Annotated in this window: 11 protein-coding genes and 1 tRNA gene; 5 read left to right on the top strand and 7 right to left on the bottom strand. The window is 58.8% G+C overall.

Annotation, left to right across the window (positions count from 1 at the left end):
* Nucleotides 1-4: 4 nt before the first annotated feature.
* The 5 genes from PSK12I2_RS0105230 to PSK12I2_RS0105210 form a co-directional block, all read right to left on the bottom strand.
* Complete coding sequence (locus tag PSK12I2_RS0105230; RefSeq protein ID WP_027597578.1) at nt 5-532, bottom strand: sterol desaturase family protein; 528 nt, start codon at nt 530-532, stop codon at nt 5-7.
* A 22-nt stretch (nt 533-554) separates the two neighbouring features.
* Nucleotides 555-1,499 (bottom strand): lipid kinase YegS, encoded by a 945-nt coding sequence (yegS, locus tag PSK12I2_RS0105225; RefSeq protein WP_037007540.1) that lies wholly within the window; start codon nt 1,497-1,499, stop codon nt 555-557.
* 126 nt (nt 1,500-1,625) lie between these two features.
* Nucleotides 1,626-2,822 carry a gephyrin-like molybdotransferase Glp gene (gene glp, locus PSK12I2_RS0105220; protein ID WP_027597576.1) on the bottom strand — a complete coding sequence of 399 codons (1,197 nt, stop codon included), beginning with the start codon at nt 2,820-2,822 and terminating at the stop codon, nt 1,626-1,628.
* The gene (gene moaB, locus PSK12I2_RS0105215) at nt 2,819-3,358 is read right to left on the bottom strand and encodes a molybdenum cofactor biosynthesis protein B (protein ID WP_027597575.1); all 540 of its coding nucleotides are present in this window, start codon (nt 3,356-3,358) and stop codon (nt 2,819-2,821) included. Before moaB ends, glp begins: the two co-directional genes overlap by 4 nt.
* A 231-nt stretch (nt 3,359-3,589) precedes the next feature.
* Nucleotides 3,590-4,081 (bottom strand): hypothetical protein, encoded by a 492-nt coding sequence (locus PSK12I2_RS0105210; protein WP_027597574.1) that lies wholly within the window; start codon nt 4,079-4,081, stop codon nt 3,590-3,592.
* Between the two features lie 205 nt (nt 4,082-4,286).
* Between PSK12I2_RS0105210 and mobA the strand changes: the two genes are divergently transcribed.
* The 3 genes from mobA (at nt 4,287) to PSK12I2_RS0105195 (ending at nt 5,346) form a co-directional block, all read left to right on the top strand.
* Nucleotides 4,287-4,862 (top strand): molybdenum cofactor guanylyltransferase MobA, encoded by a 576-nt coding sequence (gene mobA / locus PSK12I2_RS0105205; RefSeq protein WP_027597573.1) that lies wholly within the window; start codon nt 4,287-4,289, stop codon nt 4,860-4,862.
* A 109-nt stretch (nt 4,863-4,971) separates the two neighbouring features.
* Nucleotides 4,972-5,193, top strand: a complete 222-nt coding sequence (locus PSK12I2_RS0105200) for a YgdI/YgdR family lipoprotein (RefSeq protein ID WP_007162865.1) — start codon at nt 4,972-4,974, stop codon at nt 5,191-5,193.
* Nucleotides 5,194-5,269: 76 nt separating this feature from the next.
* Nucleotides 5,270-5,346 (top strand) — tRNA-Pro (locus PSK12I2_RS0105195).
* Nucleotides 5,347-5,574: 228 nt separating this feature from the next.
* On the opposite strand, the gene PSK12I2_RS0105190 is transcribed toward PSK12I2_RS0105195, so the two are convergent.
* Complete coding sequence (locus PSK12I2_RS0105190) at nt 5,575-6,387, bottom strand: NYN domain-containing protein (RefSeq protein ID WP_027597572.1); 813 nt, start codon at nt 6,385-6,387, stop codon at nt 5,575-5,577.
* 696 nt (nt 6,388-7,083) lie between these two features.
* Between PSK12I2_RS0105190 and PSK12I2_RS23710 the strand changes: the two genes are divergently transcribed.
* Together PSK12I2_RS23710 and PSK12I2_RS23705 are read left to right on the top strand one after the other, a co-directional pair.
* On the top strand, nt 7,084-8,190 hold the full coding sequence (locus PSK12I2_RS23710; protein WP_037007538.1) for an AAA family ATPase: 1,107 nt from the start codon (nt 7,084-7,086) through the stop codon (nt 8,188-8,190).
* A 4-nt stretch (nt 8,191-8,194) separates the two neighbouring features.
* Nucleotides 8,195-10,441 carry a S8 family serine peptidase gene (locus tag PSK12I2_RS23705; RefSeq protein WP_037007536.1) on the top strand — a complete coding sequence of 749 codons (2,247 nt, stop codon included), beginning with the start codon at nt 8,195-8,197 and terminating at the stop codon, nt 10,439-10,441.
* A gap of 1,018 nt (nt 10,442-11,459) precedes the next feature.
* Here PSK12I2_RS23705 and PSK12I2_RS0105185 read toward each other — a convergent pair.
* The gene (locus tag PSK12I2_RS0105185; RefSeq protein WP_027597571.1) at nt 11,460-12,080 is read right to left on the bottom strand and encodes a LysE family translocator; all 621 of its coding nucleotides are present in this window, start codon (nt 12,078-12,080) and stop codon (nt 11,460-11,462) included.
* Between the last annotated feature and the right edge of the window lie 80 nt (nt 12,081-12,160).

Raw genomic sequence — 12,160 nt, 5'->3', positions numbered from 1 at the left:
CCGCCTAGTCCGCACCTTCCTGCACCTGATCCCGCGCCTTGCGCTCGCGCGAAGAATCCAGGGCGCCGCCGTGTATCTCGCGCAGCTGCTGCTTGAGTTGCTTGGTGGTGGGCGCCAGCAGGAAACCGAAGGACACGCAGCCGTCCTTGCCGTCCACCGCATGATGCATGCGATGCGCCTGATAGAGCCGCTTCAAATAGCCGCTGCGCGGGATGTAGCGAAACGGCCAGCGCTGATGCACCAGGCCGTCGTGGGCGATGAAGTACAGCAGGCCATAGAGGGTCATGCCGGCGCCGATCCACTGCAGGCGCCAGTAGCCGGCATTGCCCAGGGCGATCAGCAGGATCGCGAGGCCGGCGAAGACCACCGCATAGAGATCGTTCTTCTCGAACCAGCCGGTACGCGGGCGGTGGTGGGATTCATGCCAGCCCCACCCCCAGCCATGCATGATGTACTTGTGCGACCACCAGGCGAAGGCCTCCATGCCGGCCACGGTGGCCAGCACGATTCCCGCATTGATCAGTAGCTCCAACGTTACCTCCGCAGGCGCCTGCTCAGGACGTCGCCGCCGGCTCGGCCAGGGTGCCGGCGGTCTCGCCCAGCAGGGGCGAATCCACCGGTAGACAGACCTGCAGGATACCCGGACGCACCTCGAATCTCACCCGGTCTCGCTTGACCGGTTCGCCATCGAGGTTCATGTCCAGGCCTTCGGCGGCTTCCAGCTCCACCCAGGGCAGTCGCGCGCGGATGAACATCTCCTCGGTGCTGAAGCCCTTGCTGAGGAATTCGCCCAGAGTGCCGAGCACGTCCTGGGACGCCGGCAGGATACCCACGTCGAGCAGGCCATCGTTGACCACGGCGGTGGGACAGAGCACATGACCGCCGCCGGCCTGGCGACCGTTGCCGATGCCCAGGGCGAGGAATTCGCCTTCCCATTCGAAACCGGGACCGCGGAAGCGGCCATGGGCCGAATGCACCTCGGCGAAGCGGGTCAGGCCGGTGAGGAAGTAGGCCGCGCCGCCCAGTAGGCGCTTGAGTTCACCCGGGGTGTTGGCGGTGACCTGGGAGCCGAAGCCGCCGGTGGCCATGTTGAGAAACAGCTGACCTCCCGCCTCGACCAGATCGATGGCGCTGGTCGGGCCATCCAGTAGCGCCAGCGCTGCGGCAGGCTCGACCGGCACACCGGCCGCGCGGGCAAAGTCGTTGGCGGTACCCAGGGGCAGCAGGCCGAGACGGGCCTGGCTGTGGCTCTGCGCCATGGCCTCGGCCACCGCCCGCAGGGTGCCGTCGCCGCCGGCCGCGACCAGGGTACCGTAGCCTTCGCGGGTCGCCTGCTCGACGAAGCGCGCGGCATCGTCTTCTTCCCAGGTCACCCGCACATCAATGCGATGACCGGCCGCACGCCGCTCGAGAATGGCCTCCCGAACGTCCTCGTTACCGGTTTCCTTGCCATTGAGAATGACCAGGGCTGCGTCAGCCAGGGTGCCTGTCGTCGTCATGTCTGTCGTCCAAGGTTGGCGCTGCGCGGCGAGATGCCGCGTCAGGTACCGGGCAGCGCCCGGCGAGCGAATCTGGAGACTAGGACTGTGGCCCAACGGCCACGTTCAGTCCTGACCGCCGGTTGGCTAGGCCTTGAGCAATTCCGCGAGCGGGATGAAGCGCACCGGATCGCCCACGGCGAAGGTGCGGTCCTCGCGGATCTCCACCAGGCCATGGGCCCAGGCCGCCGTCTGCAGCACATTGGAGCCCTGGTTGCGGTGGGGTACCGCCCGGCCATTCTCCAGGCGCGCCCGCTGGTATTCGCGGCGCGCACCGGCACGCGGCCAGTCGAAACCGGCCGGCACCTCGACGCTCAAGGGGGCCACGTCGATCTTGCCGGCCCGCCGCAGCAGATAGGGCCGCGCCAGCAGACCGAAGGTCACCAGGGTCGAGGCGGGATTGCCCGGCAGGCCGATCAGCGGGATCCCGCGGAAGCGCCCACAGGTCAGCGGCTTGCCCGGCTTGAGCGCCAGCTTCCACAGGGTCAGCTCGCCCTCCTCGCGCAGGGCCTGCCCCAGGTAGTCGGCTTCGCCCACCGAGACCCCCCCGGTGGAAAGGATCAGATCGGCCTGCAGCGCGCCCAGCCGCCGGCGCGTCTCGGCGAGATCGTCGGGCAGGATGCCCTGGTCCGACACCTCGCAACCCAGCCGCCGCAACCAGCTGATCAGCAGAGCACGATTGCTGTTGTAGATCTGCCCCGGTCCGAGCGGCTGGCCGGGCGCCACCAGTTCATCGCCGGTGGACAGCACCGCGACCCTGAGGCGCCGAAAGACAGTCAGCTGGGCCCGGCCGAGGGAGGCGGCGACGCCCAGCTCCGCAGGACCCAGGGCGGTGCCGGCCGACAGGACCTCGTCACTCACCTTGACCTCGTTGCCGCGGCGCCGGATGTTGCGGCCCAGCCGCAGTTGCTCGACGAAGCGCACCCGGCCATCGTCCAGCACCTCGGTGTTTTCCTGCATTTCCACGCAGTCGGCACCCGCCGGCACCGGCGCACCGGTAAAGATGCGGGCGCAGGTTCCCGGCTCCAGCGGGGCCGGTGCCTGGCCGGCGAAGATGCGCTGGGAGACCCGCAGCGGTTCGCCCTGCCAGTCGTCCAGGCGCAGGGCGTAGCCGTCCATGGCGCTGTTGTCCCAGGGCGGCAGATCCAGGTCGGCTACCAGGGGCGCGGCCAGGATGCGCCCGTCGGCCTTTTCCAGGGCGACCTGCTCCAGGGGCAAGGGACCGTCTTCGGCCGCCAGGGCCAACAGTCGCGCCAGGGCCTCTTCCAGCGACAGCAGGCTCATCCGCGTGGCCCGCAGGGTTCGGCCTGCTTGAGATGCGGCACGAAATTGCAGGGGCGATGACGGTTGTCCAGCTGCTCGGCGAGGATGCCGTCCCAGGCGGTGCGGCAGGCATTGGTCGAACCCGGCAGGCAGCAGACCAGGGTGCCGTTGGCCAGGCCGGCCAGGGCGCGGGACTGCACGGTGGAGGTGCCGATATCGGCCACGGAGATCTGGCGGAACAGTTCGCCGAAGCCATCCACCTGCTTGTCCAGCAGACAGGCCACGGCTTCCGGGGTGCTGTCGCGACCGGTGAAGCCGGTGCCGCCGGTGATCAGCACCACCTGGACCTGGTCTTCGGCGATCCAGTGGGCGACCTGGGCGCGGATTCGGTAGAGGTCATCCTTGAGCAGCAAGCGGTCGGCGAGGAAATGGCCGGCGGCCTCCAGGCGGTCGACGAACAGCTGACCCGAGGTGTCGGTCTCGAAGGTGCGGGTATCGCTGACCGTCAGGACGGCGATGTTCAGCGGTACGAAAACCGCCTCGGCTTTGTGGCTCATCTGCTTGGGTTTCCGAAGTGTGCGAAAGAAAGGGTGCAGCGGAAGACCGCCGGACGGGCCGCGGGTTTCCCGGAGGGGGTGAGCGCCGGACTGGCAGCGACCGGGAGGTGGCCGCGTCGACAGTCAGGGGCACTGTGGGCCAGGATCGCGGGGAAGGTCCGAAAAGGCTGCATCGTCACAGCCTAGAGGAAAAGCCGGCGCCCCTTCAACCGAGAGGGCGCCTGGCCACGCCTAGCGCTGGCGTTGTTCGCCTTCGGCATGGGTCTCCCATTTGATGGGACGCGGATCGGCGATGTCGTTGGCATCCTGGCTGAAGCGGCCGTACTGGGGCGCGATGTTCGGGTCTTCCTCCCAGGTTGCCTGCTGGGTGAAGGTGCCGGCCTTCCGATCGAACTTGAGAAAATGCCGGGCCGTTTTGCCACCCCAGTCCGCGGACGGCAGGGAGATGAAATCCACCTGATACTGGTCGTCGGTCAGCTTGCCGTGCACCACATAGACGCCGTAGTGCTCCTCGCCGGGCGAGATGATCTTGTAGACGCCGTTGCTGTAGTAATAGAGGGTGGCGTCGGGATAGGGCTTCTTCTCGTAGAGCTTTTCGTAGAACAGCTTCTGGCGAATGGTCGGCTGGCCAAAGGTGACCTTGACCGAGGGAGGCTCACCACCGCCCGCGCCAAAGGCGGGCAAGGCGGCCAGAGCCAACGCAGGGAGCAACATCGTCTTCATCGTTTCCAAACTCCTTCTGGGCAGGGACTCCCCGCCACCGCACGGCAAGGATCAAAGGTGTCTAGCACGCCCCTTTGCACGGGGCGCGCCCGAGTCTAGCCCAGCCGTTGCGCCCGGACAAACCCCGCTCCCGCCGACTGTCAGCGGCGAAACCGGGCTAGGATGAACGCCCGCTCCCCACGTCCGAAAGCCCGAGGTCAGCTGCATGTCCCTTCTGCCCGCTTCCATCCTGATCCTCGCCGGCGGTCGCGGCCAGCGCATGGGCGGACGCGACAAGGGACTGGTGGAATGGCGCGGCCAACCCCTGGTGGCCCAGGTGCAGGCCGCGGTAAGGCCACTGACCGATGACCTGGTAATCTCCTGCAACCGCAATGCGCCGCGCTATGCCCAGTGGGCCGACCAGCTGGTGGCCGATGACCAACCGGACTTTCCCGGCCCGCTGGCCGGCATCCTCGCCGGCCTCGCCGTGGCGCGGCATGACTGGGTGCTGCTGCTGCCCTGCGATGCGCCGCGCATCGATGCCGCCCTCGCCCTGCAACTGCTCGCGGCGGCCCAGGCGAGCGCGGGCCCGGTGATGGCGCGCCAGAGTGGCTTCTGGCAACCGCTGTTCAGCGCCCTGCCCCGGCGCCTGTTGCCGGCCTTGCGCCAGGCCTGGGCGGATGGCGAGCGCAGTCCGCGTGGCGCCCTGCTGCCCCTTGGCCTGACCGCCGTGGACTTCACTGAAGACGATATTCGCCTGGCCAACTTCAACGACCCCGCGGCGCTGGAAAGCGCGGTCTGAACGCGGCGATCCACTAGGCCAGACGGCGTGACCCACCGGTTCCCGGACGAACTCGGCCCTGCACCCGCGGTCCTAAGCCCGCTTGGTTGCCAAGAAAGGAGACCGTCACATGAACAAGCACCTGCTCCCCGCCGCCCTGCTGGTCGCTGCCAGCGCCCTGCTTGCCGGCTGCTCCACGCCCAGCGTCATCACCCTCAACGATGGCCGCGAGATCCAGGCCACCGACACGCCGAAGTACGATGACGACTCGGGCTTCTATACCTTCAAGCAGCTCGACGGCAAGCCAACCCGCATCAACAAGGACCAGGTTCGCACCATCAAGGAGCTCTGATTCCTGCCCGGCGCGATTTTTTTACCTAACCCCTTGTGCTTGCATGAGTTTTAGGTAGAATGCGCGCCATCCATCACGGAGCGTAGCGCAGTTTGGTAGCGCGTCTCGTTCGGGACGAGAAGGTCGCTGGTTCGAATCCAGTCGCTCCGACCAATTTGATCCGCAAGGATCACCCCAAGGCCCGCCTAGTGCGGGCTTTGTCGTTTCTGGGGTTTGGCTATCTGCTTTGGCTGGGCAGGTTCGCTCTCGCTAGAGACACGAGCTGCTCACAAGACACCCAGAGCCTGTCCTGGCACTCAGGTAGACCGAGTAGCCCTACCGTCGAGTCGGCCACAGCGGATCCATTCGAGCGGATCTTGCACAGGCCTGACCCGCCCCTTTTCAAACGTGCGCCGCGTGCTCAGCCGACTCCTCTTCCTTGGCTGCAAGCCCAACCGTCCAGTGCCCACCACTCTCCTGGATCAGGTGCAACAGGTCGTAGGTTCGGATCATGTCGAGCAGACCGGAATGACCGTAAGCGTTTGGTGAGAAGGCAGGATCGGTACGCTTGAGGTACTGCCCAAGGGCGCTCAGGGTGACCTTGCCTTCGCTGGTTCCGCCTGCCAGCAGAGACACGGCGTCCACCACAAACCTTGGTCGCCGTTTGACGACTGGCTTGATGGCCTCGGGCTTAGGGATTTCCTGCTTGGAGCTTGTTTCAGTTTTGGCCACCGGCTTGTCGGCATGCTCCGCAGCGGGTTCCTTTAAGTGCTCCTCGCGGCGCCACTCGAAGAACTGGTCGCTGGCATTGCGTAGTGCGTCGGGCGTCTTGGGTTCACCGACTATGCAGACGGTAGCGCCGCGCTCTCTGAGCTTGCGGCACAGGTAGGCAAAATCGGAGTCGCTGGTCACCAGGCAGAACGTATCCGCACGGTGATCGAAGAGCGCCTCCATTGCCTCGAGAGCCAAGGCGATATCCGAGGTATTCTTGCCAGCTGCATATTGGTACTGCAGGCATGGCGTAAAGGCCAATCGGACCAAGGCCTCCTGCCACTTGTTGGCCAAGGTGCCGTGATTGCCATACCCCCTTCTCACAACCACACGTCCAAACTGGGCCACAACGCGCAATGCGTGTTCCAGAATCTCGGGCGATACGTTGTCGCAATCTACGAGCACTGCTACACGCGTTTCTCCAGCCGGAGTGAAAGCTCCCATCCCTGCTCCTATCGAGTGATCCAGTTCCTTGGAAGGCTTTATTCAAACCAGTCCCATAAGCCAACGATGCGCGGGGTGACGTGAGCAAGTCAACGCAACGCAGCTTGATCATCAGCGCCAACCCTATCGACATGGCCAATCCAAGCGGCAGCATTGCCACAGCTGACCTCTCGCCATTCACTATGAGCCCCCCGCATCCACGCGCAGTACAGTTGATCGCGACGGAGAGTTGGCAGGCATGCTCAAAGCGCATCACCCCGCTCCTCCTGGCCGGCGAAAGGCCTCAGGCGATCGCCCAAGCCACGCCAACAAGCTGATCCCGGCCCCAGCCTACTAGGGGCCGCGCAGCATGGGTCTGCACCCGGCGCGCGCCGTTGTCCCCCCGCCACACCTGCGGACTAAATGTGTAGGTTTTTCTGCACCCCTGCGGCAAACCTAAAGGAGCGCTATGCCTGGCCGATGACAGTAGATGAAGCGTACGAAAAACCCTGCGGATCCCTGCAGCCGGCGTCGTTTACGCAGACCCGCTACCTAGGGATCACCCAATCCAGGGATGGAAGCCATGGAAAAGTCAAAAATCAACCGCGAGGTTGACACAAATCTCGATTCAGCTTTACATTTTTCTTGATTAGCTTGACACACCAAGCTCGACGCATAACTATGCCTGGTTACCTCACACCAGTTAAAGGCACCCTTATGCAAATCAGTCAAGATGACATTTTCGAGCTGATTGAAGCTGCGCTTGATGCGAACTATACGGACGTAAGAAAGGCAAGTAATAGAATTGCAAAGGCTATTAGCGAGCACGATTTAGAGTTTGCAAAGAAAATTAAATCAACGCTAAGAAAACGAGGGGTTCCCTTACAAAGTTCTGGCTATATAGAAAACCTACCCGTGGATCCCAAGTCCAGAACGCCTCTACTAGAGGAAGCACAATGGCCTGTTACTCCACTATTCCTAAATGAGCAAGCGATGAATGTTTTTAATACATTCATAACAGATATATCCAATGTTGATGAATTAGTATCACACGGATTATCTGGACGTCTGAACCTTCTTTTATCTGGACCACCAGGCACTGGAAAGTCCCTAGTTGCAGGCCACATAGCCGCCCAGCTAAACAGACCTCTTTATGTAGTTAGACTAGATGCAGTCGTATCTTCGCTTTTAGGGGATACCGCGAAAAACATAAGACAAATTTTTGACTTTTTCCCAAAAAAGAATGGAATTCTTTTTCTAGATGAAGTGGACGCCGTCGCCAAGCTAAGGGACGACAAACATGAGCTGGGCGAACTGAAAAGAGTCGTAAACACGCTAATCCAAGGGCTCGACTCTCTCGATGACCATAGCATTGTGATTGCTGCAACCAACCACGCGGGACTATTGGACCCAGCCATATGGCGACGCTTTCCCTACAAAATAAAATTTGACATCCCAACGATTGAAACAAGAAAAGCCCTCTGGGACCATTTCTTATTTCAAGACAAAGGCGACGAAAACATAATCTCCGTACTTGCCAGAATCTCAGAAAACTTAACAGGTGCAGATATTGAGAGCTTAGCCATAGCAGCTAGGCGCAGATCAATATTATCAAAAACACCCGTAAACTTAGCGGCCACAATAGCAGCAATACTAAATAGCCATCCAGGGAACACGGCAACACCTGAGAATGGAGAGCTATCTACCGAATCAAAAAAGAATATCGCAACGCTTCTCAACAAAGACTTTAGCGTAACCCAAGTCGATCTCGCTAAATTACTTTCCACATCTCGACAAACTGTATCCAGCTACTTAAGAGAGTAAATAAATGGCCGCAGGTAATGGAAAACCAATAGCGAACCCTATCCTATCCTTCCTTCAAGAGCCGTCACCCACGGCGATAAAAGGTGGTGGAAAGGGAGAAAAGGATATTCTTAAAGCTCGGCTAGATAGTCAAAGAAAAAAGCTACATGAGAGCTTTACTTCCTTTGCAGCAAGAAGGGACCAGATAAAACATCATGCATTTAAGACTCATCTGATAGTAAGGATGGATGAGAAGTCTCATGCCCCTACCTGGACGCCAAAGGACATATTTTCGAGCGACACTGGTAGCCGTGTGATAGCACCTGCTTACAACGGCTATCTCGTCGAAAGCGACATTAGAAGCTTTGAATTGTTAGCAAAAAAAATAATTACGACCAAAACCATTAACAACCGCGTTGATATCTCCCGCGTTGACTCCGCGGAATTATTTTCCGAAACAGAGACTTTGAGGGGGAAAACCGCGGAAGAATTATGGAAAGAAACCGAAGAAAAAGAAAAACAGTTTAGCTTCTGGCTTTTGCCCTTTACTGATGAGGAAAGCAGACGATCAGCAGTAAATACGCTTTATGAAATTTGCAAGTCGGAAGACTTTACTTTAGGCCACAAAGAATTCTCAGGAATATTTGCTGACATTGCAGAGACCGACTCTCAAAAATACAGCATAGATCCAGAGCTGGTCAAAATTTTCGCGAATTACATTAAAAATGGTAATGCATCGTTTTCGGCGCAGATCAAAGAACTAAAGACGCTTCATGCAATAGCAGCCTCCGGAACCACCTACAGAATTGAGCCTATCCAGAGGCTAATGGCTAATGAGATCCATCCCGGGACTGGCCCTGAACCGTCTATTGCTAGTATTAAGCCTGACGGCCTTCCTATTGTAGTGGTCGTCGACGGGGGAAGAACTGCCTTAAGCTATGCGCCTTTTGAGCATAGAGCAGCCCCTCCACTGATAGACTTGACAAGCGCCAATGGAGTTCATGGAAACCAGGTTACCTCGCTTGTTTGTAACGGCTTTGCCTGGAATAACAATCTATCTCTCCCAGAACTGCACTGCAAGTTCTTAACAGCGAGAGCAATAGCCAAAAATGGAGTTCAGAAACAACCCACGCAAACTCAATTCTTGAGTTACCTGAGAGGTCTTGCAAAAGACACGGCAGGCGAGGCAAAAGTATGGAATCTATCTTTCAACGAGATACTTCCAAACTTCAACTCAAACGAAATCAGCCTGCTTGGACACGAGATCAATAAAATAGCCAGGGAATACGGCATACTCCCTGTTATATCTATAGGCAACGTGTCAAACGCCAACAAATCGAAGCTTTGCCCTCCTGCCGATTGCGAAAGTGCTCTTACAGTAAGCGGTCGTCAGGCGTCAGCTGGAGTACCCTCAACTGCCTGCAACGTCAGCCTCAAGGGTCCAGCGCCGGCGGGAATGAAAAAGCCCGATGTATCGTGGTTTTCTGAGCTCAGAGTAATTGGAGGTGTGATTGCGAAAGGGACGAGCTATGCCGCTCCACTTGTATCCTCTCTTGCAGCACATACATTCAGTAATCTGAAAGCTCCAACCGCAGACCTAGTACGGGCGCTCTTAATTAACAATTCCGATCTAAACGCACATTGTAATGAGCTGGGCTGGGGTACACCTTGGACAGCTGAAGCGTTGCCTTGGCTATGCAAGGAAGGGACTGTTACTTTAGCTTGGGTATCCATGCTTAATGCCGGCAGCGCCTACTACTGGAATGACTTGCCTATCCCGCCTGAAATGCTAGCCAATGGGAACCTAACAGGCAAAATATCACTCACCGCGATCATAAAGCCCAGGGTTTCCGACCTCGGAAGCGACAACTACTTTGCAACAAGACTACAGGTTGCGCTGCAGGCACGTAATGGAAAAGATTCCATTGTTAATCTTCTGGGCACCATGCAAGAGTCCAAAACAAAAGAAGAGAATGCACGAAAAGAACTGGCTAAATGGAGCCCTATACGGCGACACGCAAACAGCTTCAAATCAAAATTTGTAAAGCCTGGATCGATGAGACTTCATGCAAGAATTTACACGCGAGACCTGTATCAGTTTGGACTCAACTCACACCACGAGCTAGAGAAACAGGAAGTTGCTTTTGTACTTACATTTGAAGCTCCGAATGGAGAGCCTAGCATCTATAACTCTCTGCGGAGCCAGCTTGCGACTAGAGTCGAATATGCGACAACGCAAGACATTAACGTAGACACAGATATAGACATTTAGCTCCACCTACAGAAGGCCGCACTCAGCTGCGGCCTTCGTAACTACCAGATACTTCCTAAGAACGTTGGCCTTTGAAAAAATCAAGAGAGCTAACTTCTCGAGAACAAAAGCGAATAGGTCGCCTCAATTCCTGTTCATTGATGTATGACACGTTTTTATGTCATTCACGCAACATCTGTGACGCTACGGAAGCAAGCTCCGAAGATTCAATCGCCTTAAATTGCCGCCAGATCCCCCCAAGCCCGACGTGGATGCGTGCCCCTCAGCAGCGTCGTTAGAACCACGCACATAAGCGCCTGTTGACGTCGAGCTCTGACGTATTCGCTACTCGACTGACACACACGATCGTGTCAGCTTGCATCCCTTCATGTATCCCCAAAATCCAGCCGAGCAAGAAAACCTTGGAAACAGCGGGCAACAGCTATCAGTTAGAAGCTCGCCGAACCCCAGCCATGACGATTTTTTACTCAAAACTGTAGCTGAGGGTGCAGCAGGCAAATTCTTGAGCTAGCGTTCTAGATGACAGACTTCAAGCGTTTGGGAGCTACGGATGTCGGGGAAGAGAAAAATCGCACTCGCATACCATTGCCGAGCCAACGCTATGGATCGGGACGGTTGTGTGCCAGAGATAAAGACTTGGCCCGCCAGCAAAACGCAGCTGATTGCAGCAGCCGCTGCTAAAGCGAGGAATACTTAAAGCGTGACAGATGCTATCGCAGTACAGGTGAGGAACTTGCGGCAAAGCGACTCGAGGATTCATGCGTTTGCCTGTCATACAGGGATTGCGGTCGCTCAGTAGGTATAGCTCGGCCAACATTGCTCCTGTATGCCTCTGTGTATGCCAGGCTTACTAGGTAAACGATAAAACCCTCTAAAACAGGCACTCCATAGGAACATTGTGACGTAGTCGCTCGACCAATCTGCTCCGCAAGGGTCACCCCAAGGTCCACCCGGCGCGGGCTTTGTCGTTTCTGGGGTTTGGCCTTGGCGCCCCAAGGAGCGCCGCCCTCCCCCCTCTCTATCGCCGACTCAACGCCAGCTTGGCGGCGAACAGCAGGAAGACCACGCCCGTCACCCGATCGAGCCAGCGGATCACCGCGGCTTTGCTCAGGGTCTCGCCCAGGGTGCGGGTGGCGCCGATCAGGGTCAGGGACCAGAGCAGGCCCAGCGCCACGTGGATGGCGACCAGGCCGAAGGTCCAGGCGATCAGGGGTTGGCCCTGGGGGATAAACTGGGGCAGGAAGGACACGTAGAAGATGCCGACCTTGGGATTGAGCACGTTGCCCAGCATCCCCTTGAGAAACCAGTTGGAGCCTGAGCCGCCCGCGCCTTCCGCAGGGGCGATGGCGTTACGGGGGCGCAGCAGCAGGTTGAGACCGAGCCAGCAGAGGTAGGCGGCGCCGCAGTACTTGAGCAGCGTATAGGCCAGCTCCGAGACCGCCAGCAGCGCACCCAGGCCGAAGGCCACGGCGGCGCCCCAGAGCAGGCAGCCGGCATTGATCCCCAGGGCCGCGCGCCAGGCCTGGGCGCGGCCCTCTACCGCGGCGGTGCGCAGGATCAGGGCGGTATCGAGACCTGGAGTAAGGGTGAGCAGGGACGCGGCCAGGGTGAAGGCCAGCAGGTTGTCGGCGAGGGGCATGGCAGGGCTCGTTTCGGCGGGAGGCTCGAAACGGTAGCACGGGGTCAGAACGGCGATCAGCTTGCTCTTGAACTGCCCTG

The organism is Pseudomonas sp. MOIL14HWK12:I2 (assembly GCF_000510745.1).
GTDB classification, from domain to species: Bacteria; Pseudomonadota; Gammaproteobacteria; order Pseudomonadales; family Pseudomonadaceae; genus Chryseomonas; species Chryseomonas oryzihabitans.
Note: the sequence above shows the minus strand (reverse complement) of the source record. Positions and strands in the feature narration are given on the sequence as shown.